Source organism: Streptococcus halitosis (assembly GCF_027691175.1).
Classification (GTDB): Bacteria; Bacillota; Bacilli; order Lactobacillales; family Streptococcaceae; genus Streptococcus; species Streptococcus halitosis_A.
In genome coordinates this window covers 783083-802636 of sequence record NZ_JAQFBD010000001.1, presented here as the reverse complement: position 1 = coordinate 802636, position 19554 = coordinate 783083, and the positions used below count along the sequence as shown (strand labels likewise).

At 42.4% G+C, this 19554-nt stretch carries 19 protein-coding genes; 2 read left to right on the top strand and 17 right to left on the bottom strand.

From position 1 onward, the window contains the following. Window positions 1-39: 39 nt before the first annotated feature. Genes era through ybeY form a run of 3 tightly spaced genes read right to left on the bottom strand, consistent with a single transcriptional unit; the run spans window position 40 to window position 1829 of the window. Window positions 40-939 (bottom strand): GTPase Era, encoded by a 900-nt coding sequence (gene era / locus PG086_RS03940; RefSeq protein ID WP_000143274.1) that lies wholly within the window; start codon window positions 937-939, stop codon window positions 40-42. A 16-nt stretch (window positions 940-955) separates the two neighbouring features. Further along, window positions 956-1351, bottom strand: a complete 396-nt coding sequence (locus PG086_RS03935; protein ID WP_096407529.1) for a diacylglycerol kinase family protein — start codon at window positions 1349-1351, stop codon at window positions 956-958. Then, on the bottom strand, window positions 1332-1829 hold the full coding sequence (gene ybeY / locus PG086_RS03930) for an rRNA maturation RNase YbeY (RefSeq protein WP_270747876.1): 498 nt from the start codon (window positions 1827-1829) through the stop codon (window positions 1332-1334). Before ybeY ends, PG086_RS03935 begins: the two co-directional genes overlap by 20 nt. 104 nt (window positions 1830-1933) lie before the next feature. Here ybeY and pavA point away from each other — a divergent pair, with 104 nt between their 5' ends. Beyond that, entirely contained in the window at window positions 1934-3589 is a 1656-nt protein-coding gene (gene pavA / locus PG086_RS03925) for an Rqc2 family fibronectin-binding protein PavA (protein WP_270747875.1), read from the top strand. A 199-nt stretch (window positions 3590-3788) separates the two neighbouring features. Here pavA and PG086_RS03920 read toward each other — a convergent pair whose 3' ends face one another. The 11 genes from PG086_RS03920 to PG086_RS03870 form a co-directional block, all read right to left on the bottom strand. Further along, window positions 3789-4520 carry an NAD-dependent protein deacylase gene (locus PG086_RS03920; protein ID WP_125418006.1) on the bottom strand — a complete coding sequence of 244 codons (732 nt, stop codon included), beginning with the start codon at window positions 4518-4520 and terminating at the stop codon, window positions 3789-3791. Between the two features lie 153 nt (window positions 4521-4673). Next, window positions 4674-5384 (bottom strand): purine-nucleoside phosphorylase, encoded by a 711-nt coding sequence (deoD, locus tag PG086_RS03915; RefSeq protein WP_270748247.1) that lies wholly within the window; start codon window positions 5382-5384, stop codon window positions 4674-4676. Between the two features lie 520 nt (window positions 5385-5904). Beyond that, window positions 5905-6615 carry a type 1 glutamine amidotransferase gene (locus PG086_RS03910; RefSeq protein ID WP_268719412.1) on the bottom strand — a complete coding sequence of 237 codons (711 nt, stop codon included), beginning with the start codon at window positions 6613-6615 and terminating at the stop codon, window positions 5905-5907. Continuing rightward, complete coding sequence (locus PG086_RS03905) at window positions 6612-7847, bottom strand: chloride channel protein (protein WP_270747874.1); 1236 nt, start codon at window positions 7845-7847, stop codon at window positions 6612-6614. Before PG086_RS03905 ends, PG086_RS03910 begins: the two co-directional genes overlap by 4 nt. Window positions 7848-7851: 4 nt before the next feature. Continuing rightward, window positions 7852-8661: a purine-nucleoside phosphorylase gene (locus PG086_RS03900; protein ID WP_270747873.1), complete on the bottom strand. Its 810-nt coding sequence runs from the start codon at window positions 8659-8661 to the stop codon at window positions 7852-7854. Continuing rightward, on the bottom strand, window positions 8658-9218 hold the full coding sequence (locus tag PG086_RS03895; RefSeq protein WP_270747872.1) for a DUF1697 domain-containing protein: 561 nt from the start codon (window positions 9216-9218) through the stop codon (window positions 8658-8660). Before PG086_RS03895 ends, PG086_RS03900 begins: the two co-directional genes overlap by 4 nt. A gap of 1 nt (window position 9219) precedes the next feature. Further along, window positions 9220-10431 (bottom strand): phosphopentomutase, encoded by a 1212-nt coding sequence (locus tag PG086_RS03890; protein ID WP_000033119.1) that lies wholly within the window; start codon window positions 10429-10431, stop codon window positions 9220-9222. Window positions 10432-10454: 23 nt separating this feature from the next. Next, window positions 10455-11138: a ribose-5-phosphate isomerase RpiA gene (gene rpiA, locus PG086_RS03885; RefSeq protein ID WP_270747871.1), complete on the bottom strand. Its 684-nt coding sequence runs from the start codon at window positions 11136-11138 to the stop codon at window positions 10455-10457. Between the two features lie 105 nt (window positions 11139-11243). Continuing rightward, the gene (locus tag PG086_RS03880) at window positions 11244-12173 is read right to left on the bottom strand and encodes a peptidase U32 family protein (protein ID WP_270747870.1); all 930 of its coding nucleotides are present in this window, start codon (window positions 12171-12173) and stop codon (window positions 11244-11246) included. A 125-nt stretch (window positions 12174-12298) separates the two neighbouring features. Further along, complete coding sequence (locus PG086_RS03875; RefSeq protein WP_270747869.1) at window positions 12299-12979, bottom strand: ABC transporter ATP-binding protein; 681 nt, start codon at window positions 12977-12979, stop codon at window positions 12299-12301. 13 nt (window positions 12980-12992) lie between these two features. Then, complete coding sequence (locus PG086_RS03870) at window positions 12993-14048, bottom strand: ABC transporter permease (RefSeq protein ID WP_270747868.1); 1056 nt, start codon at window positions 14046-14048, stop codon at window positions 12993-12995. Window positions 14049-14432: 384 nt separating this feature from the next. Between PG086_RS03870 and PG086_RS03865 the strand changes: the two genes are divergently transcribed. After that, the gene (locus tag PG086_RS03865) at window positions 14433-14717 is read left to right on the top strand and encodes a DUF3270 domain-containing protein (protein WP_001111515.1); all 285 of its coding nucleotides are present in this window, start codon (window positions 14433-14435) and stop codon (window positions 14715-14717) included. Window positions 14718-14780: 63 nt separating this feature from the next. Here PG086_RS03865 and PG086_RS03860 read toward each other — a convergent pair whose 3' ends face one another. The 3 genes from PG086_RS03860 to PG086_RS03850 form a co-directional block, all read right to left on the bottom strand. Further along, entirely contained in the window at window positions 14781-16118 is a 1338-nt protein-coding gene (locus tag PG086_RS03860) for a sensor histidine kinase (protein ID WP_033605686.1), read from the bottom strand. Beyond that, the gene (gene ciaR / locus PG086_RS03855; protein WP_061416663.1) at window positions 16108-16782 is read right to left on the bottom strand and encodes a two-component system response regulator CiaR; all 675 of its coding nucleotides are present in this window, start codon (window positions 16780-16782) and stop codon (window positions 16108-16110) included. The genes PG086_RS03860 and ciaR overlap by 11 nt, the downstream gene beginning before the upstream one ends. Window positions 16783-16891: 109 nt before the next feature. Continuing rightward, window positions 16892-19438, bottom strand: coding sequence for a M1 family metallopeptidase (locus PG086_RS03850; RefSeq protein WP_270747867.1), 2547 nt, complete (start codon window positions 19436-19438; stop codon window positions 16892-16894). Between the last annotated feature and the right edge of the window lie 116 nt (window positions 19439-19554).

Sequence of the window (19554 nt, the reverse complement as noted above, 5' to 3'; positions counted from 1 at the left end):
TTCTGTAAAAACAAGAAGCAGGCATGAGCCCACCTCTACTTAGTATTCTTTTTCATTATAGCCAAAGTCAGCCAAATCTAGCTTTTTATCACGCCAGTTTTTCTTGACCTTGACCCAAGTTTCTAGGAAAACCTTGTCCCCTAGCATGAGTTCGATATCACGACGGGCCATGGTCCCAATTTTCTTGAGCATGGCGCCACCTTTTCCGATGATAATACCTTTTTGACTATCACGCTCGACCATGATGGTTGCCCGGATATGAACCTTGTCTGTCTCTTCGTCACGCTTCATAGAGTCAACTACCACTGCAACTGAGTGAGGGATTTCTTCACGCGTTAGGTGCAAGACTTTCTCACGAATCATCTCTGAAACCAAGAAACGCTCTGGATGGTCTGTGATTTGATCAGCTGGGAAATACTGGAACCCTTCCTCAAGATTTTCACTAAGGATGTCAATTAGACGAGAAACGTTATTTCCTTGAAGGGCTGAGATAGGAACAATTTCCTTAAAGTCCATTTGATTACGGAAGTCATCAATCTGAGCCAAAAGCTGGTCTGGATGGACCTTGTCAATCTTATTGACCACCAAAATAACTGGAACCTTGGCAGCCTTCAGACGCTCGATAATCATATCGTCGCCCTTACCACGTGGCTCATCAGCTGGCACCATGAAGAGAACAGTATCTACTTCACGAAGGGTGCTGTAGGCAGATTCCACCATAAAATCTCCAAGAGCCGTCTTAGGCTTGTGAATCCCTGGTGTATCGATAAAGACGATTTGCTCCTTATCCGTGGTGTAAATCCCCATGATTTTATTGCGCGTTGTCTGCGCCTTGTCACTCATGATAGCAATCTTTTGCCCCATGACGTGATTCAAAAAGGTTGACTTCCCAACATTGGGACGCCCTAAAATGGCTACAAAGCCTGATTTAAATGTCATAATTTCCTCTTAGTGTTTAAAATAGTATATCCCAAATGCGTGGGAGAAAGATAAGTGCACCAATCACCGCAGCAAGAAGGGAAACCACAAGTACGGCACCAGCCGCCATGTCCTTGGCTTTCTTCGCTAACATAGAAAAGTGATAGTGACTGGCTAGATCCACCACATTTTCGATAGCAGAGTTAATAATCTCAAAGGCTACTACCAAGAAAATGCTCATCAGGAGAAAGAGCCATTCGATCCGTGACACCTGAAAAACAAAACCTGCAAGGATGACCACTAGAGCCGTCACTGCATGCTTTCGCATATTGCGTTCTTCCTTGATGGCAGTCAGAATGCCTGTCAGGGCAAATTCTAAACTAGATATCAGGTCACGATTTTTCCATTTTCGTTTATTGTCTTGTGAGTCCATAGGCTGTTAAAATTTCTTCTTGTAAACCGAACATCTCCGCTTCTTCTTCCGGAGTGTAGTGATCATAGCCGTTAATGTGTAAAAAGCCGTGTACGGCCAAGAAGCCCATCTCACGCTCAAAGCTGTGACCGTATTCCTCAGCCTGCTCATGCGCTTTATCGATAGAGATGAACAGTTCCCCAATATAGGCATCAAACTCAGACACCATCTCTGCTAATTCAGGATTTTCAAGCAAATCTTCCTCATCAAAGGCAATGTCCAACTCTGGTTTATACTCAAGGCTAATGACATCTGTCGGACGATCTGTATCACGGTACTCGAGATTGAGTTCGTGGCTACGCTCATTGGTCACAAAAGTAACTGCCATCTCCTTGTCTTCTTTTCCTATTTTTTGGGCTGCAAATTCCAAAATTTCTTGGGTTTGGAGCAAGATTTCTTGTGAAACTTGACCAGTTTCATCTACCATTTCAATATACATGTACTTCTCGATTCTCTTTACTTGGCTTTATTATACCATATTTCCATGATTTTATTCTACCTTTTTGATATAATACTATGGAATACAATCACAAGGAGAGAACGATGTCATTTGACGGATTTTTTTTACACCATATGGTTGAGGAATTGCGAAGCGAGTTGGTCAATGGTCGCATTCAGAAAATCAATCAGCCTTTTGAACAAGAGTTGATCTTGCAAATCCGCAGCAATCGCCAAAGCCATCGCCTGCTCCTCTCTGCCCATCCCGTTTTTGGTCGCGTCCAGCTGACCCAAACTACTTTTGAAAATCCAGCCCAACCTTCTACTTTTATCATGGTTTTGAGAAAGTATTTACAAGGCGCCGTGATTGAGTCGATTGAGCAAGTGGAAAACGACCGTATTGTGGAAATTACCGTTTCCAATAAAAATGAGATTGGGGACCATATTCAGGCTACCTTGATTATCGAGATTATGGGCAAACACAGTAATATTCTCCTCGTAGATAAAAGTAGCCATAAAATCCTCGAAGTCATCAAACACGTCGGCTTTTCACAAAATAGCTACCGCACCTTACTTCCAGGTTCAACCTATATTGCTCCGCCTAGTACCGAATCTCTCAATCCTTATACTGTCAAGGATGAAAAGCTCTTTGAAATTCTGCAAACCCAAGAACTAACAGCAAAAAATCTTCAAAGCCTCTTTCAAGGTTTAGGACGCGATACAGCAAATGAATTGGAAAACATTCTTGTCAGTGATAAACTGTCTACTTTCCGTAACTTTTTCAGTCAAAAAACCAAGCCATGCTTAACAGAGACTTCCTTCAGTCCAGTTCCTTTTGCGAATCGTGTAGGAGAGCCTTTTGCCAGCCTTTCTGACTTGCTGGACACCTACTATAAGGACAAGTCTGAACGAGACCGTGTCAAACAGCAAGCCAGTGAGCTCATTCGTCGTGTTGAAAATGAACTTCAGAAAAATCGACATAAACTTAAAAAACAAGAAAAAGAGTTACTAGCGACAGACAATGCTGAGGAATTTCGCCAAAAAGGAGAATTGCTGACAACTTTCCTCCATCAAGTGCCTAATGACCAAGATCAGGTTACCTTGGACAACTACTACACCAATCAACCTATCACCATTGCGCTTGATAAGGCTCTAACACCCAGTCAGAATGCCCAACGCTATTTTAAACGTTACCAGAAACTCAAAGAAGCTGTCAAATACCTGACTGAGTTGATCGAAGAAACCAAGGCCACCATTCTTTATCTAGAAAGTGTCGAAACCGTACTCAACCAAGCTGGACTAGAGGAAATCGCTGAAATCCGTGAAGAATTGATTCAAACTGGCTTCATCAGAAGACGCCAACGCGAGAAAATTCAGAAACGCAAAAAACCAGAACAGTATCTGGCGAGCGATGGCAAAACCATTATCTATGTCGGTCGAAACAACCTTCAAAATGAGGAATTGACCTTTAAAATGGCCCGCAAGGAAGAACTTTGGTTCCACGCCAAGGACATTCCAGGAAGCCACGTCGTCATCTCAGGAAATCTCAATCCTTCTGATGAAGTCAAGACAGATGCGGCCGAACTGGCTGCCTACTTTTCCAAAGGGCGCTTGTCAAATCTCGTGCAAGTGGATATGATTGAAGTTAAAAAACTCAACAAACCAACTGGTGGCAAACCCGGTTTTGTTACTTATACTGGACAAAGGACCCTCCGTGTCACACCAGACCCCGAAAAAATCACATCCATGAAAAAATCCTGATTCCACTTGAAATCAGGATTTTCTTTTACATTTTACTCTGCAATCAAGGTTTCCAAGCCGACCTTCATCATATCAGTGAAGGTGTTTTGATTTTCTCAGCCAGTTTTTAATAACTCTCAAAGAGCTAGATAGTGGTCAATAAATGAGAAATTTTTCGCTTTCAAGTAACAAGGTTTTGTTACTATCTTCTAAAATTCTTTTATTGTCTCAATTTCGAAAAGACTTCCCCAATCTTGCCTTCAATGACCAATGTAGCTTGGCTGTCTTGTGGAATACTGGTTTTATTGATAAGGACCAGATTTGTCCCAGAAAAATAGTTTACTAGGCTAGCTGCAGGATAAACAACCAAGGAAGTCCCACCAATTATCAGCAAGTCAGCTTGCCGAATAGCTTGTGCAGCTTGGCTAAAGACATCCATGTCAAGTGATTCTTCATACAAGGTCACGTCAGGCTTAACCACCTTGCCACAGTCTAAGCAGTGGGGAACAGGTCCCTCAAGGGCCAGAAAAGCAGTTAAGTCATAGAATCGTTGACAACCTAGGCAGTAATTCCGGTCCGCGCTCCCATGCAATTTAAAGATCTTTTGGGAGCCAGCCATTTCATGAAGACTATCGATATTTTGTGTCACAACAGCCTTTAGCTTACCTGTCCTTTCCAAAGCAGCTAGATAAGCGTGAGCAGCATTAGGCTTGGCTTCTGGATAAATCAGGTATTTTTTATAGAAGTCAAAAAAATCTTCTGGATAGCGCTCAAACATGGTTCGAGAAACGAGTTGCTCTGCCGTAAAATGACGGCCTAACTGATGACTATAAACACCATCTGAACTACGAAAATCTGGGATATTAGACTCGGTTGACACTCCTGCCCCTCCAAAGAAAACAATCCGTTGGCTTTGATCTATCAAGTCTTGTAATTGTTCAATTTTATCCATCACATTTCTCCTTAAACTGAGTTCTAAAAAAGTTGAAAATCCATTGCTCCAGCAATCTGATTTTCAACTCTTCCTTTATTATTGCTTAGATATTGAAAATAGATCACTTACAACAGTTCTTGTAACTAATGTAATTGAAAAGCTATTCTCTGATTACTCTGCAATCAAGGTTTCCAAGCCGACCTTCATCATATCAGTGAAGGTATTTTGGCGTTCTTCTGCAGTGGTGTCTTCATCTGGATTGACCAAGCTATCAGAAATGGTCATGATAGCAAGTGCATCAACGTGGTGTTGGGCAGCAAGATAGTAAAGAGCTGCTGCTTCCATTTCCACAGCCTTGACTCCCCATTTACCAAGCTCGATGTTCTTTTCAAAGTAGTTTGAGTAAAAGACATCTGATGACAAGACGTTTCCAACGTGGGTTGTCATACCAAGTTCTTTGGCGATATGGTAGGCCTTGTCTAGCAAATCAAAGCTAGCGATTTGTGGGAAATCATACTGTGGCCAGTCATTGCGGATGATGTTTGAGTTGGTTGCAGCTGCTTGCGCCAAAACCAATTCACGGACGTGGACATCTTCATTCAAAGAACCAGCAGTTCCCACGCGGATCAATTTCTTTACACCGTAGTCCACAATCAACTCACGCGCATAAATCGAAATGGATGGCATCCCCATCCCAGTTCCCATGACCGATACACGGTGACCCTTGTATGTACCAGTGTAACCAAACATGTTACGCACTTCGTTAAAACAAACAGCATCTTCAAGGAAATTCTCCGCAATAAATTTCGCACGAAGTGGATCCCCCGGAAGAAGAATTTTATCAGCAATTTCACCCTGCTGAGCAGCAATATGGACAGACATAGTTAAGATATAAAGGGCGACAGAGAACAAAGTAAAAATAGGAAACTGACGACGCATCACAGATGCTAGACAGTTTATCTTTTTTACACAGTTCTCCGCCCGTATTCAGTTCAGTGAATACAAGGAGCCCATCCTTTCTTTAATTTATATTTGATATTTAGAAAGATACCAAACCCGTCAAAAAGCGAAGGGAAAATAGGAGTTGGGTGCAGTGAGCTATGCTCGCTAGACCAACTATCTTTTTCCCACTGCTTTTAGGGTGGGTTCAATTCCTTTCTTTCTTAATTTAGATGATAAATAGGAGAATAGCACGGGTTCAATTCAAAACCAAACTACCCTACCTTTCAATGTTTTTAGAAAAGTTTTCCGCTCGTGTTCAAATCAGAACACCTCGCTCTACCTTTCTTTTTATATAAAGTTTAAAGATGGGTAGTATTAAATACCTACTACACCTTTTGATTTCATAGTAGGATGATTCCAAGTTCTCGTTCAAAGTTGGAATCCTGCCTTTCTGTAGTTCCTAGTTTACCAATGAGTCTAAAAATGCATACAGTTTTGCATTCATTTCAGAATAATCGTTTCCACGTAATTCTTCTGGTGTCTGAACAAAAGGTAACTTTTCACTTTGCTCTCTTAATTGCTCTTCACCATCTGCAGTAATTAAGAGTTCTACTGCTTCTGCATCAAATTCCAAATGAGCCTGAAAGGCATAATGTTTCGGACTGAAGCGAATAATCTGACGTGGACAACCTTGACTCGTCGCAAGAACAACAGCATCCTCTGTCAGCCCTGGCATATCACCATGCCAGTGGCTAGTTTCTAAGGTTTTTCCGAACAAGCTAACATGAGGATCTGTTAGACCTTGCATCGTCAATGTCACAGGATAAACGCCGATCTCGCGCTCAGGACTGTGCTCATACTCCGCGCCATAGGCAACAGATAGGAGCTGCGCACCAAGACAGACACCAACAATATAGATATCTGCAGCAATCGCTTCTTTCATAAAAGCAATCTCAGCCTTTGGATCATAGTATGGGAAGTTTTCTCTATCCTCATCAGGTGATTGAGGACCACCCATGACAATCAGAAAATCAATTCCATCAATTGTTTCAGGCAGAGGTTCTTTTTCATAAACCTTTGTTGATGTAATGTGATGACCTCGTTCCAGAGCCCATTTTAGATAAGCACCCGGAACCTCAAATGTTTCATGCAGTACAAAATGTACCTTCATTGTCCTCTCTCCCATCTCTTTCGAATCACATAAGACATTCCTGCCGCTAGTACAAGCGGTATTGTCAAACTCCAATCCTGACCTGTAAATCCAAGGCTTAGGGCAATAGCCGTTAGAGGAGCATGTAAGGTCGTCCCTAAAAAGACTGTTGCTCCTAGTAGCATTCCTAGAGCTGGATTCAGATGGACGCCAACTACTGTCAAAAGCAAGGTCACTAAATAACCAGACCCAATCCCCAAGGAAAATGATGGTGTCAAGGTTCCCCCATAGGCACCATTGCGTAAGAGGAGATAAACCAGAAACCCCTTCATTACAAGAGCCAGTGGAAGATAGGGAACCGGCTGGTGAGATAACAAGGCTTGCGCTAGTACCTGACCATTTCCCATAAAGATAGGGAAAAAGGATACAAGGCTCCCCAACACTAGAAAGGCTAGAGGAAGAGCCCAAAGGATCGACTCATCCTTGCGCCGTTTACGATTAGCTTGCTTGGCTAAGGATCGAAAAACTAGTGCTAGAGGAGTGACCAATAACGCAATCAGGATAGCTTGTAAGAAACCGCTGACCGACCATGAGACCGCAGATAGGTGATAAATAGCATCCTGACCAACAATGGGCTGAGCCACCCAGGTTGCCAGATAAGTACTAGCCAAAACCAGCAAAAAGTTCTGCCAACTATAGGTAAGTCCTAAGGTCTCAAAGACAAACAAGCTACTAGCAAAGGGAACCTGATAGACCGCAGATAGTCCAGCTCCTGCCCCACAGGCAACCAACACCTTCCGTTCTTTAAGGGCTAGAGAGAACCCCTTTGACAAGTGACCAGCTAGAAGAGCCCCAACCTCGCGTGGTGCTCCTTCTTTTCCGACCGATGCACCTGCTCCGACAATCGCAACCTGCATACCTGCATGAAGGAGGTGGGCTAAGGGTGCAGGACTCCTGGCTCCAGCTAGGTCAATTTGCTGACGAATAGAGAAGATCTTATGGCGCCTTTGCAGGATATACCAGAAGCCAGCTGCCAAGCATCCTGTTATACATAAGACTAGGAATCTACGGAGAGTCCCAGCTTCTTGGAATTGTTGGAGTAAATCCGAACTAGCTTGGCCAAAAGCCAGCCATTGCACACTTTCTAGTAAATAATGGCAAGCAATTCCAACCAGACCCGTCCCTATTCCCAATGATAGAGTGGCTAGAAGTAGCCTCAGTCCGTAGGGCAGGCTTTGGAGTCGTGCTTTCATAGGATTAGAGTTCAGCAAGAATAGCTTTAACCAAACCTTTGAAGTCACCTTTGACACGTTCAGTCACTTCTACAACCTCTTCATGATTGAGTTCTTCTTGGAAACCAGCAGCATGGTTAGTGATACATGAAATACCGAGAACTTTCAAGCCTGAGTGGGCTGCCACAATAACTTCAGGAACAGTGGACATACCAACTGCATCTGCTCCCAATGTCTTATAGGCACGAATCTCTGCAGGTGTTTCATAAGTCGGACCGGTTACACCGATATAGACACCTTCATCAAGCTTGATACCAAGTTTCTTGGCCACTTCATGGGCAGTAGCACGGTATTCTGGTGTGTAGGCTTTAGACATATCAGGGAAACGTGGACCAAAGTCATCCAAGTTTTCACCCATCAATGGGTTCTCCCCCGTCATATTGATATGGTCTGAGATAGCCATCAAAGTACCAGGACCGAATCCAATACCGCCAGCTGCATTGGTTACAATGACACCTTCACATCCGAGGACTTTCATTACACGTACTGGGAAAGTCACGACTTCAAGAGGATTTCCTTCATAGAAATGAAAACGACCTTGAAGAGCCAAGACCTTGCGACCTGCAAGTTCTCCATATACCAATTTACCAGCGTGACCGACTACTGTCGAACGGCCCCAGTTTGGAATGTCTGCATAGTCTACTACAACTGGATTTTCGATTTCTTCTGCCAATTCTCCTAGTCCTGATCCAAGGATTAGACCGAACTCAGGCGCTTGGATTCCTTTATCTTTCAGAAAAGCAGCTGTTTCCTTGATCTTATCTAAAAATGTCATTCTGTGTCTCCTTTATTATTTTTTAGCATTTGACCGATTTTGTCAAAGGTTTTTGCATTGCGAATGGTGATGTTGCGATAAAAAGGCATCTTGAGCAAGTACTTATGATAGGCAGTTGCATAGTAGGATTCCTCTGAGATTTTCCCCCAGAAAATCCCAAGTCTTCCAAAATGAACCACTTCATCTTTCAGTTCCAAACTGTTCACTTTCTCGATGACTTGATCCACATCCAAGCTCTCCGTGTAGAAGATCACATCCTTTCGTGTCAAATCTTTGGTCCACCATTCAGGCAGATTTTCAAGTTCCGCTTCAAAGTCCTCAAGACTCAGCAAGGAAAAGCTCTGAATAAATGGATAATGGACTTCAAAGAATGCCTCTAACTTTTCAACCAATTGGGCTTTGGGAGCTGTCGAAGTAAAGAAAATGTTGCCACTGTTGATGTAGGTTTCAACCTTTTCCAGTCCCAACTCTGTCAGTTCTTGACGAAGTTGCGCCATGACAACCTTATTTTTTCCACCAACATTAATGCCCCTTACCAGTAAAGCGTGTCGCGTCATCTTATACCAATTTATCTAAGAAACTTTCCCCAATCATGGCAGTTTCAACACCAAAGTTATCCGCAACTGTAGCTGAGATATCTGCAAAATGTCCAACTGGAATGACACCATTTCCCTTAAAACTAGGGCTGTAAGCTAAAAGTGGGATATATTCACGAGTGTGGTCTGTTCCTGCATAGGTTGGGTCATTTCCATGGTCCGCAGTAATCAAGAGAAGGTCGTTCTCTCTCATGGCAGCGATAATTTCAGGCAAGCGCTCATCAAACTCATGCAAGCAATCACGATAACCGTGAGCATTACGACGGTGGCCGTAAAGGGCATCAAAGTCAACCAAGTTTGTGAAGGAGAATCCTTTTTCAAACTCAGCAAGTCCCATGGTCTTCAATAATGTATCAATTCCGTGGCTGTTTGACTTGTTGTGGCCCATGTCATGATTGATACCAGCGCCATTAAAGATATCGTTGATTTTACCAACAGCGTAAGTATCGATACCAGCTTCGTTCAATTTATCCAAAACAGTTGGTGCAAATGGGGAAACGGCCAAGTCACGACGATTTGCCGTACGAGTGAAATTACCTGGTTCACCAACATATGGACGGGCAATGATACGACCCAGAAGAGCAGGACGTTCAAGGGTAATTGAACGAGCGTATTCACAGATACGGTACAGTTCATCCAAAGGAATGATATCTTCGTGGGCAGCAATTTGCAAAACAGGGTCAGCTGAAGTATAGATAATCAACTCCCCAGTTTCCATCTGACGTGGTCCAAAATCATCGATAACAGCAGTTCCTGAGTAAGGTTTGTTGGCTTCACGAATGACCTTGCGTCCTGAAAATTCTTCGATTTTTGTCAGGATTTCTTCTGGGAATCCGTTCCAGAAAGTATCGAAAGGCTCGGTAATGTTGAGTCCCATGATTTCCCAGTGACCAGTCATGGTATCCTTACCAAGGGACACTTCTTCCAATTTTGTTGCATATCCTGTTGGATTGCTTTCAGCTGGTACAGTCTTTAGAGGCGTTTCGCGAGGAATATTTCCTAGACCGATTTTAGCCATGTTTGGCACATTCAAACCAACTGTTTTTGAAATGTGTCCCAGTGTGTCAGAAGCTCCGTCTGGAACTCCTGCATTGACAAAGTTATTGGCATCTGGTGCAGCACCGATTCCCACAGAATCCAGTACCACCAAGTGAATACGATTAAATTTTGACATAGTCTGTCTCCTTATTATTTTGATTAGTTTGCTTTTTTTGAAGTTAAAATCTGAACACCATCTCGTCCCGCTACGATGACCTTATCCACCATTTGGTTGAACAAGCCATGCTCTACGACACCAACGACATGGTCCAATTCTTGCCCGAAAGCAATTGGATCTTCAATGACATCCAAGGCTAGGTCAATGATAAAGTTCTGCATATCGGTCACAAAACGTTGACCGTCTTTTTCACGGAAACTTGGTTTGTAGCCAGCTCGCTTAAACCGACGAAAGACCTGTTCTGCACCATACTGAACCACTTCCACAGGCAATTTAAAAGCACCTAGTTTCTCTACCAGTTTGCTTTCATCGACCACCCAAATGTATTCTTTTGAGGGCGTTGCGACAACCTTCTCCATCAGAAGGGCACCACCACCACCTTTGATCCCGTTGAACTGACTATCTACTTCATCCGCCCCGTCAACTGTCACATCGACAAAATCCACTTGATCAATCGACTTGAGTGGGATGTTTAGTCCTTCAGCCTGTTTACTAGTCACACTGGAAGTTGTCACAGCAGTAATCTGCAAACCTTCTTCCTTGATCCGACGACCTACTTCTTCTACGAAATAGTAGGCAGTTGATCCAGTACCGAGTCCAACAACCATACCATCCTTGACAAACTCAGCAGCCTTGATACCTGCCATCTTTTTCAGATTCTCCACTTAAATACCTCCATTAAAGAGCTATTTTTATTATAACATGTATCCGTTTTTATTTCATGGATACACTGGAAAAACCCGAACATTTTTATTTCGGGTTTTGGTGTCCTATTTAACCATATCAGGATCGTAATCATAGAATCCTGTGTCGAGGAAACGGTTTTTAGGGTGTAACTTGCGCACTTCCTCATCTAACAAGAAAGCTTGGTCATGGCTGAAATTCCCCTCTTGAATCAAGCTACGTGCTTGGATAAAGAGTTTAGCAATTTCTACAAAATTCTGACCAGGTGTGTAGAGCCCCTCTAGCTTCCAGTGAGTGAAACCATGTTCTACTAATTCTGTCAATTTGGTCATCAAATCAAGGTCGTTATTTGCAAAGATGTGGGTGCCATGATTGTCTTCAAAGATAGAGTAATGGCTCTCAGGGTCACTCGGTTCTGCTAAGAAGAGGTCACGTTTACGTGTCTTTTCATCATCGATGTGCGTGAAGTTATAGTAGTTTTGCAAGAGCGGACGCTTAGAATGGTGAATGACACTAGCCCCGTAAACCAACACTTCAGCAGGAATTTCCAAAATCTCTGGCATCTTGAAGAGCTCAGCAGATGGAATTTCACGGGCCAAGACAGCCTCAGAGGCGCCAGCCTTTTGACCCCAGAAGTTAATCTGACGACTACTTGTCACCATGGTTGAAGCATCGTAGATGGTCTTAAAGGAATAGCCATCACGGTTGATCACATAAAAGACACCTGCATCTCCTACTGTAATATAGTCTGTCTTGATTTCTTCCAAGAAGTCTAGGAATGGCTTAATACGGTCCATCATATCTTGGTGCATGAGGGCATTAACCGCGACAATCAATTCTTTGCCAGCTTCATGAACGAGATTAGCGATGGTGCGTAAGTCTTCATAACTAAAGGTTGTTGGCAGACGAAGGCCAAAATCTTTCTCACCGACATAGATACGGTCTACTCCGGCTTCGAGTAACTGTTCAACTTGTTCAATACTTTCAGCAGTTGCTGTAATGATAATCTTTTCCATAAGAAAAATTATACCACATTTCTCAAAAATCAGCTATGGTTACTGAGAGTTTCACAAAAAGTTAAACTTGTTTCTATCTTTCCCAATCAAAAAAGTGAACAGTAACTTGTACTATTCACTCTATTTTATGCATGTGTTTCTTCAACTAGGTGGCCATCGTTCATGACATAAATACGGTCAACCTTATCAAGAAGGCGTGTATCATGAGTGATCATGACAACTCCTCTGCCTTGTTCATGAGCAATGGCAGCCAACATCTCCGTTACTTGGTAAGCACGCTCGGTGTCTAGACTGGCTGTCGGCTCATCTGCAAGCACGATGCTTGGATTGTTATAGAGCGCTCTAGCTATCGCCGCGCGTTGACGTTCACCACCCGATAGAGCCTTGGGATAATGATCTTTTACTTTTTCCAAATCCAACAAGTCAAAGAGCTCTTTTCGGTCACTTTTACTATTTTTTCCCTTATCCAGTTTGTCAATCAAATCCAGCTGTTCCTTGACCGTTAGAAACGGAATTAGGTTTGAAGCCTGAAGAATGAAACCAAACTCTCTAAAACGGAGATCTGTTTTTTCCTTCTCCGTCAAACTGCCTGTTTCCTTCCCTTTGACTAGAATCTTTCCACTCGATGCTTCCTGAAGTTGTCCTAGAGTCGTTAGAAAGGTTGTCTTTCCAGAGCCAGAAGGCCCAACAATAGCTACGAACTCTCCCGCATTTAGCTGAAAATTCGTCTCATGTAGGGCAACGACTTTCATCTTTCCTTCCCCGTAGGTTTTTGTCGCTTGAGTCATTTCAATCAATGCTGTCATACTATTCTCCTTATCATTCTGCAATTGCAGTAATCGGGTCCACCTTTAGCAAGCGTGGAAGTGAAATGACACCACCTAAAAGGGCCATCAAGGAAATTACCAAGCTTAGGACAGAGTAGGCAATCCAACTTGGATAGAAAAAGAAGGTAGCTGGTAAGACCAAAATCACTCCACCAATAGCAAGCAAGGCTAAAGCAATCCCCATACCAGCTAGGAGGAAGATTTGACAGAATAGAGACCATACAATGGTTTTGATTTGTATTCCCTGAGCTCGCATTATTCCATAAAGACCTAGTTTTTGGATGGTAATGATATAAACAAAAATCCCCACAATCAAGCCTGTGATAACAATCATAGCGAGAATCATCCCTGAAAATACATTAACCTGAGGTGTGTAGCCAGGAATTTTCGATATCATTTTTGGAATGGAAATCTGTTTCAGTCCGTCGCCAGTCACTTCTCTGTCATTTTTCAATACCAAGGCAGAGATGGAACGATTGGCTTTCAAGGTTCCTTGTAAGGTCCAATAAGTTGTCAGACTCGTAAAGACAACAGGCTCGGTGAAAAACTTATTTCCTTGAGTCAGGCCTACAATCTTGTAGCTTGCCTCGCTTCCATTGAGCTGAATGGCATCACCTAGCTTCATCCCATAGTTCCCAAAAGACTGATCCACAACAACCTCATCATCTCCTTCAGGATAACGTCCCTCCGTCAAACTAGGAGAGATAAAAGAGTCCCAGTCTTGAGCAAAAATGGAAACATTGACCTTTTCACTACCATCGACTAGATTGGTTACAGCGAACATATAGCCCAATGGAGCAGCCTCTTCAGATCTCTTATCCTTGTAGTCCTTTTCAGGAATAAAGGATGCCGTCAAATTATCATTTGCGTAGTTGGATAAAACGATACCCGTTGCTTGCCAATTATCAATAGCTGCTCGGTTATTTCGCACAAGACCAAGAGCTAGACTGGTCATAAAAAAGACCATAAAAGCGATAAGAAAAATGGTAGTTAGAATCAAACTATATCGAAGTTTGTTTCTTACTATTTCTTTGATAGCAAGATACATGCTTATCTCCTTTAACTTTCCCCAGAGGTAGTAAAAAGCCACCCAGTCCAATAGACAGAATCTCTGTCTTATCATCCATTCAAAACAACTCCTACCTATTCTTTTAAAATGAATCAAGGTAGCAACTTAACAAATCATCTTAGGAAAAAGCCTCAGCTTGCTATCAATTTATATAAGTTATCCTTTCCTTTCTCAGTATATTTATAATAGAGAAAGTCAGGTCATCTGTTTTAAGTGTAACATCCATGCTATCACTTTCTCTAGTGGGTGTCAAGAAGAGTGACTTAAAAGATGATAAGAGACTTTAGTAGTTTTGTAACAATCCTGTAATAATTCTCTGCATAAAAAATGATAAAATAGTTAGGTACTGTTAAGGAGAGAATCATGCCCGCAAGAAAATTAGAAGCTTATGAGTTTGAACAAACTTCCGAATCGAATCAAACTCCGCTTTATCAAGACTATACACTGGAAGCTCCTGTTAGCTCGAATTTAAAAGAGATTTTATTTTTTGTAAATATTGCTTGTTTTTGTATTTTTATGGTGTTTTTTAGTTTTATCTTTTTAGCCTTAAAATTGAACACAGCTTTATCATTTGTTGCTGCTATAGGGGCAAGCTTGGCACTCCTCCAACTCCAACGAAAGATCATTAAACGAAAAATTTCAAAATAAAGGTTGGTAGTGGTACCAACCTCTTTTCTAGTTATCAAAAAAGACAGTTTTAAAACTGTCTTTTTATTTATTCTTACGTTTGGGAGGAGATTGGATAGCAATTTTAACTTCAAAAATCGTTCCTCTAGGTTTGTTATCTTTAACGGTAATCGTTCCTCGTAAGGCATCTACGATCTGCTTGGCCAAAGATAGTCCAAGACCAAACCCACCTTTCTGACGGGTTCTCGCCTTGTCTACACGATAAAAGCGGTCAAAGATTTTCTTCTTATCGGCAGCTGAGATCCCAATTCCGTTATCCGTTACTGATAGATAGAGGTGGCGATCCGTAGCATGGACCACAAACTCAATTTTTCCATCTTCTTCAGTATACTTGATAGCATTATCAAACAAGATAGTCATGAGCTGTTTTAGGAGCAACTGATCGGTCATGAAGGAACGATAAATCCGATTTTCATATTCAAAAACACGATCATTTTCAGAAGCAATCAACTCATAGTTAGCAAAGGTTGTTTTAAAGAATTGCGGAGAAACTTCTGCTATTTCAGGTTTGATTCCATCATCTCGACGTGCAAGATTGAGAAGATTTGTCGTGAGGAAACGCATGTTGCGAACTTCTTCAAGACTAGAAGCAATGCTTTCGCTGGATTCCATAATCGTCGCTTCTGGTTTTCGAAAGAGAGTCTCTAAACGATTTTGTAAAACAGCCAAAGGCGTTCTCAGTTCGTGGCTCGCATTTTCAACAAAGGACTTCTGCTTTTGCATACTTTCCAGCAGAGGTTTGACACTGACACGTGCCAGGTAAACACTGGCAATTAAAGATAGGAGCCAGAAACTAGCCATGACCACTACGATTAAATGCTCGTGGTTTTGGCTGATTTGCTCAAGCTGGCTAGTATTGATTAAAACCGCTGCATATTTGACATTACTTGAAACAGTGGATGAATTGGTTTCCATCAAGATCATTCGGTAGGTTTCTTCCTGACCGTAGCTATTGACAACTTGAATTTGACGAATGTGATTCAACTCTTTCTTGTCCAGCTTGATCTTGTCCAAACCTAAAAAACGATTGCCCAGTAAGAGTTGGTTAAAATCCTTGTCAAAGAGCAAGACTTCCGTATTGGAGCTGACATTGGGTTTGATTTCAGCCTTGCTGGCATCCGCTGTTGCTGGTTGAATATCCTTGACTTCCTCAGTTGCCCGATTCAGGGCTAACTGGATAACCGCTTGGGGACTACTACTAAGGGCTTGGAGTTTTTCATCTACAGAAGTGTAGAGACTCGAGTGCATGACCTGGAGGATAATCAAGGTCATAGCAGAGAAGATTAGTGTGAACACTCCAAAGTTTCGAATGAAATAGCTGAAATCATCCGCATACCATGTTTTTTTTAGTTTATTGAACATCTTTTAAAATATACCCGACACTACGTAAGGTTTGAAGATTTTCAGCAAAGGCTGTTCCCTTCAATTTCTTACGAACTTTTGAGACATAGACTTCTACAACGGAAATCGTCGTATCGCTATCAAATCCCCATAGGCGGTCAAAAATTTGCGTCTTGGGAAGAATGACATTTTGATTTTGAAGGAAGTAAACTAATAACTCAAACTCTTTTCCGAGTAGTTCTACAGGAGTATCTTCCACTTTCACTTCATTCGTCGAAAGGTTGACGACAATATCCCCATAGGTCAAGGTGTTTTCGTTAAACTTGCCTGAACGTTTGAGAAGGGCTTGAATCCGCATTTTGAGTTCTTCTAGATAGAAAGGTTTGGTGAGGTAGTCATCTGCCCCCAACTCAAAACCATGTCCCTTGTCATCCAAACTTTCCTTAGCAGTCATGATTAGTACTGGTGTTGAGATCCCTTTTTCTCGCAACTCTTTTAAGACTTGGAACCCATTTTTTTCTGGCAACATCAGGTCAAGCAGAATCAAGTCATAAACGCCACTTTCTGCTTCGTAGAGACCTTCTTCTCCATCAAAGACCTGCATGACATCTGCAAAATCATCTAAAAAGTCAAATACTGAGTTTGACAGGCCTAGATCATCTTCTACTAATAAGATTTTTATCATCAGAAACTCCTCCTTGTTACGATTATTATACCAAAATTGCCTTAAAAAAAACTCAACTCTCTCTTGTTTTCAGATAGAAAGTTGAGTTTTTATTTACATTTCGAACGAATTAAACTTTAGCATATTGGGCTACAACAGCTTCGACTGCTGCTTTCTCACGCTTAATCAAGTCAACACGCGCTGCGATATCCTTGATTCCCATACGGATGTTTCGGCTAAGAGCGAGGTCAGAAAGTTGCGGTTCAAAGAATTCCTTGTACTCTGCCAAGCGTTGCTCTGTCTTAAATACATGGGCAGGTAGGATAACAAAGCTATCAAAGCTCATATCCCCACCAAGAGCTGCCTTGATCCAATCCCAGTTTTCACGCGCCCATACCCAAACAGTTTCTTGAGTTGTTTGATGATCTAGGAACTGGTAATACCAAGCAGACAAGTCTTGTGGTTTCACAACAAACTTATCCTTCCATGAGCCAACCAAGGTTTGAATATTGTCAGCATCTGTACTGTAGGCTAGAGCAGCTGCCAACTGGCGTTTGAAGACAGCATCTGTGGCATGAGTGTAGAGGTCCAGATAAGTTGCGACCAAGTTCTTTGTCTCATGGTGTTTCATCTCATTTATGAGAACTTGTGCACGGATGGCTGCTGGAAGTCCTGCAAGGTTCTCCTTATGAGCTGCAAAGATTTGGCTAGCGACTTGACTAGCTTCTGCATCATTGGAGCGAATCATCATGGAAATGGTCAACTGACGAACCAATTCGTCCTCATCTGATTCTCCATCTTTGGCTTCAAAACCAAGACGGTCATAGTTGTGACGAGCCAATTTAGCAACCAGTGCTTTGAAGGCTGTTTCAGCATCCGTTCCTTCATCAATAAAGCGCTCAAGGGCTGAAATCACTTGAGAAATAGCTGAAACCACCAGGTAAGACTCTTCCTTAGCAAGTTTATCTAGGACTGGGAGCAAGTCAGCATAAGAAATGTGACCCGCTTCAGCAAGCAAACGACGTTCTTGAACGATTTGTAGTTTGCTTGTGTTATCAAGTGTTTCTAAGTCAGCAAGAACAGCTTCTAACAAGTCTCCTTGATAATCTGTAATGTAGTGGGCTGTATTTTCAGTGTTGAGACGAAGGGCTCCTTCGTTTTCAGCAAGAAGAGCAGCATAGCCAGGGATTTCGATACTTTCAGTTTCAAGTGTATCTGGTAGACCCTTCCAGTTGCTGTTGAGTGGGACAACCCAGAGGCGGTTCTTGTCTTCGTGCTCACCGATGAAGAATTGTTTTTGCGAAATCTTCAAGACATCATTTTCAACTTTGACAGTGAGAACTGGATAGCCAGGCTGTTCCAACCAAGAATCCATGAAAGCTGCGACATCACGTCCTGATGCTTGTCCGAGAGCATTCCAAAGGTCACGACCGATGGTATTGCTGTATTGGTGTTTTTCAAAGTAAGCATGCAAGCCTTTAGCGAAATCAGCATCACCGAGCCAACGGCGAAGCATGTGCATGAGACGGCTTCCTTTAGCATAGACGATAGCGCCATCAAAGAGCGTGTTGATTTCATCTGGGTGTTTAACTTCGACATGAACAGACTGAACACCATCAGTCGCATCGCGTTTAAGCGCAGCTGGAACACCACCTGTTTGGAAGTCTTCAAAGATATTCCAACTTGGCTCGATGGCATCCACACAGACGTATTCCATCATGTTAGCGAAGCTTTCATTGAGCCAGAGGTCATCCCACCATTTCATAGTAACGAGGTTTCCAAACCATTGGTGGGCCAACTCATGCGCTACAACTAGGGCAACTTGTTGACGGCTAGCAAAGGTTGAGTTCTCATCTACAACCAAGTAAACTTCACGGTAAGTCACAAGACCCCAGTTTTCCATAGCACCAGCTGAGAAGTCAGGAAGGGCGATGTGAAGTGATTGAGGGATTGGATACTTAACTCCATAGTAATCTTCGTAAAACTCGATCGAGCGAACGGCGATGTCTAGTGAGAAATCAAGGTTAGATAGTGGGTGGGCTTTCGTTGAGTAGACACCGACGAGGGTACCGTTTTTAGTTTTAGCCGTTACCCCTTGCAAATCACCAGCAACAAAGGCCAACAAGTAAGAAGACATGCGAGGTGTTGTCTCAAACTTCCAGATGCCTGTTTCCTTACGGTTTTCAACATCAATTTCTGGCATGTTTGACAAGGCAACTTCACCTTCTGCTTGGTCAAAACGTAGAGAAAGGTCAAAAGTTGCTTTGGCTTCAGGCTCATCCACACATGGGAAGGCTTCACGCGCAAAATGGCTTTCAAACTGAGTAGACAAGACCTCCTTCTTGACACCATCAACTGTGTAGTAAGAAGGGTAAATCCCTGTCATGTTGTCTGTGATTTTACCAGAAAAGTCAAGAACCACTTCAACTTTGCCAGCCTCAGCTAATTCGATATGAAGGGCTTCATTGTCATGGTCAACTGTAAACGGACGAGCTTGACCCGCAACTTCTACAGAAGTGATTTCCAAGTCTTTTTGGTGAAAGGAAATACGGTCACTCTGTGCTTGACCAGTAATGGTCACCTTCCCAGAAAAGGTCTTGGTCTCACGACTCAAGTCTAAAAATAAATCATAATGTTCAGGAACAAATTGCGTAATAAAATGTTCAACTGCTTGCATAGTTTTCTCCTATTCTAAGTTTAAGAGTTTTACTCTTCTTCAAACAAACTTATTATATCATGTTTTGCTTAAGAAAAAAGGATTGGACGGTGATTTCCAAAACTTTCTTCCTTTTA

Coding starts and splice junctions, on each gene's coding strand:
- ciaR (WP_061416663.1), bottom strand. CDS start 16,782: ATGATAAAAATCTTATTAGTAGAAGATGATCTAGGCCTGTCAAACTCA.
- PG086_RS03920 (WP_125418006.1), bottom strand. CDS start 4,520: ATGGATAAAATTGAACAATTACAAGACTTGATAGATCAAAGCCAACGG.
- era (WP_000143274.1), bottom strand. CDS start 939: ATGACATTTAAATCAGGCTTTGTAGCCATTTTAGGGCGTCCCAATGTT.
- PG086_RS03910 (WP_268719412.1), bottom strand. CDS start 6,615: ATGAAGGTACATTTTGTACTGCATGAAACATTTGAGGTTCCGGGTGCT.
- pavA (WP_270747875.1), top strand. CDS start 1,934: ATGTCATTTGACGGATTTTTTTTACACCATATGGTTGAGGAATTGCGA.
- PG086_RS03880 (WP_270747870.1), bottom strand. CDS start 12,173: ATGGAAAAGATTATCATTACAGCAACTGCTGAAAGTATTGAACAAGTT.
- ybeY (WP_270747876.1), bottom strand. CDS start 1,829: ATGTATATTGAAATGGTAGATGAAACTGGTCAAGTTTCACAAGAAATC.
- PG086_RS03875 (WP_270747869.1), bottom strand. CDS start 12,979: ATGACAGCATTGATTGAAATGACTCAAGCGACAAAAACCTACGGGGAA.
- PG086_RS03860 (WP_033605686.1), bottom strand. CDS start 16,118: ATGTTCAATAAACTAAAAAAAACATGGTATGCGGATGATTTCAGCTAT.
- PG086_RS03850 (WP_270747867.1), bottom strand. CDS start 19,438: ATGCAAGCAGTTGAACATTTTATTACGCAATTTGTTCCTGAACATTAT.
- PG086_RS03870 (WP_270747868.1), bottom strand. CDS start 14,048: ATGTATCTTGCTATCAAAGAAATAGTAAGAAACAAACTTCGATATAGT.
- PG086_RS03895 (WP_270747872.1), bottom strand. CDS start 9,218: ATGACGCGACACGCTTTACTGGTAAGGGGCATTAATGTTGGTGGAAAA.
- PG086_RS03935 (WP_096407529.1), bottom strand. CDS start 1,351: ATGGACTCACAAGACAATAAACGAAAATGGAAAAATCGTGACCTGATA.
- PG086_RS03900 (WP_270747873.1), bottom strand. CDS start 8,661: ATGACATTTTTAGATAAGATCAAGGAAACAGCTGCTTTTCTGAAAGAT.
- PG086_RS03905 (WP_270747874.1), bottom strand. CDS start 7,847: ATGAAAGCACGACTCCAAAGCCTGCCCTACGGACTGAGGCTACTTCTA.
- PG086_RS03890 (WP_000033119.1), bottom strand. CDS start 10,431: ATGTCAAAATTTAATCGTATTCACTTGGTGGTACTGGATTCTGTGGGA.
- deoD (WP_270748247.1), bottom strand. CDS start 5,384: ATGTCTGTCCATATTGCTGCTCAGCAGGGTGAAATTGCTGATAAAATT.
- PG086_RS03865 (WP_001111515.1), top strand. CDS start 14,433: ATGCCCGCAAGAAAATTAGAAGCTTATGAGTTTGAACAAACTTCCGAA.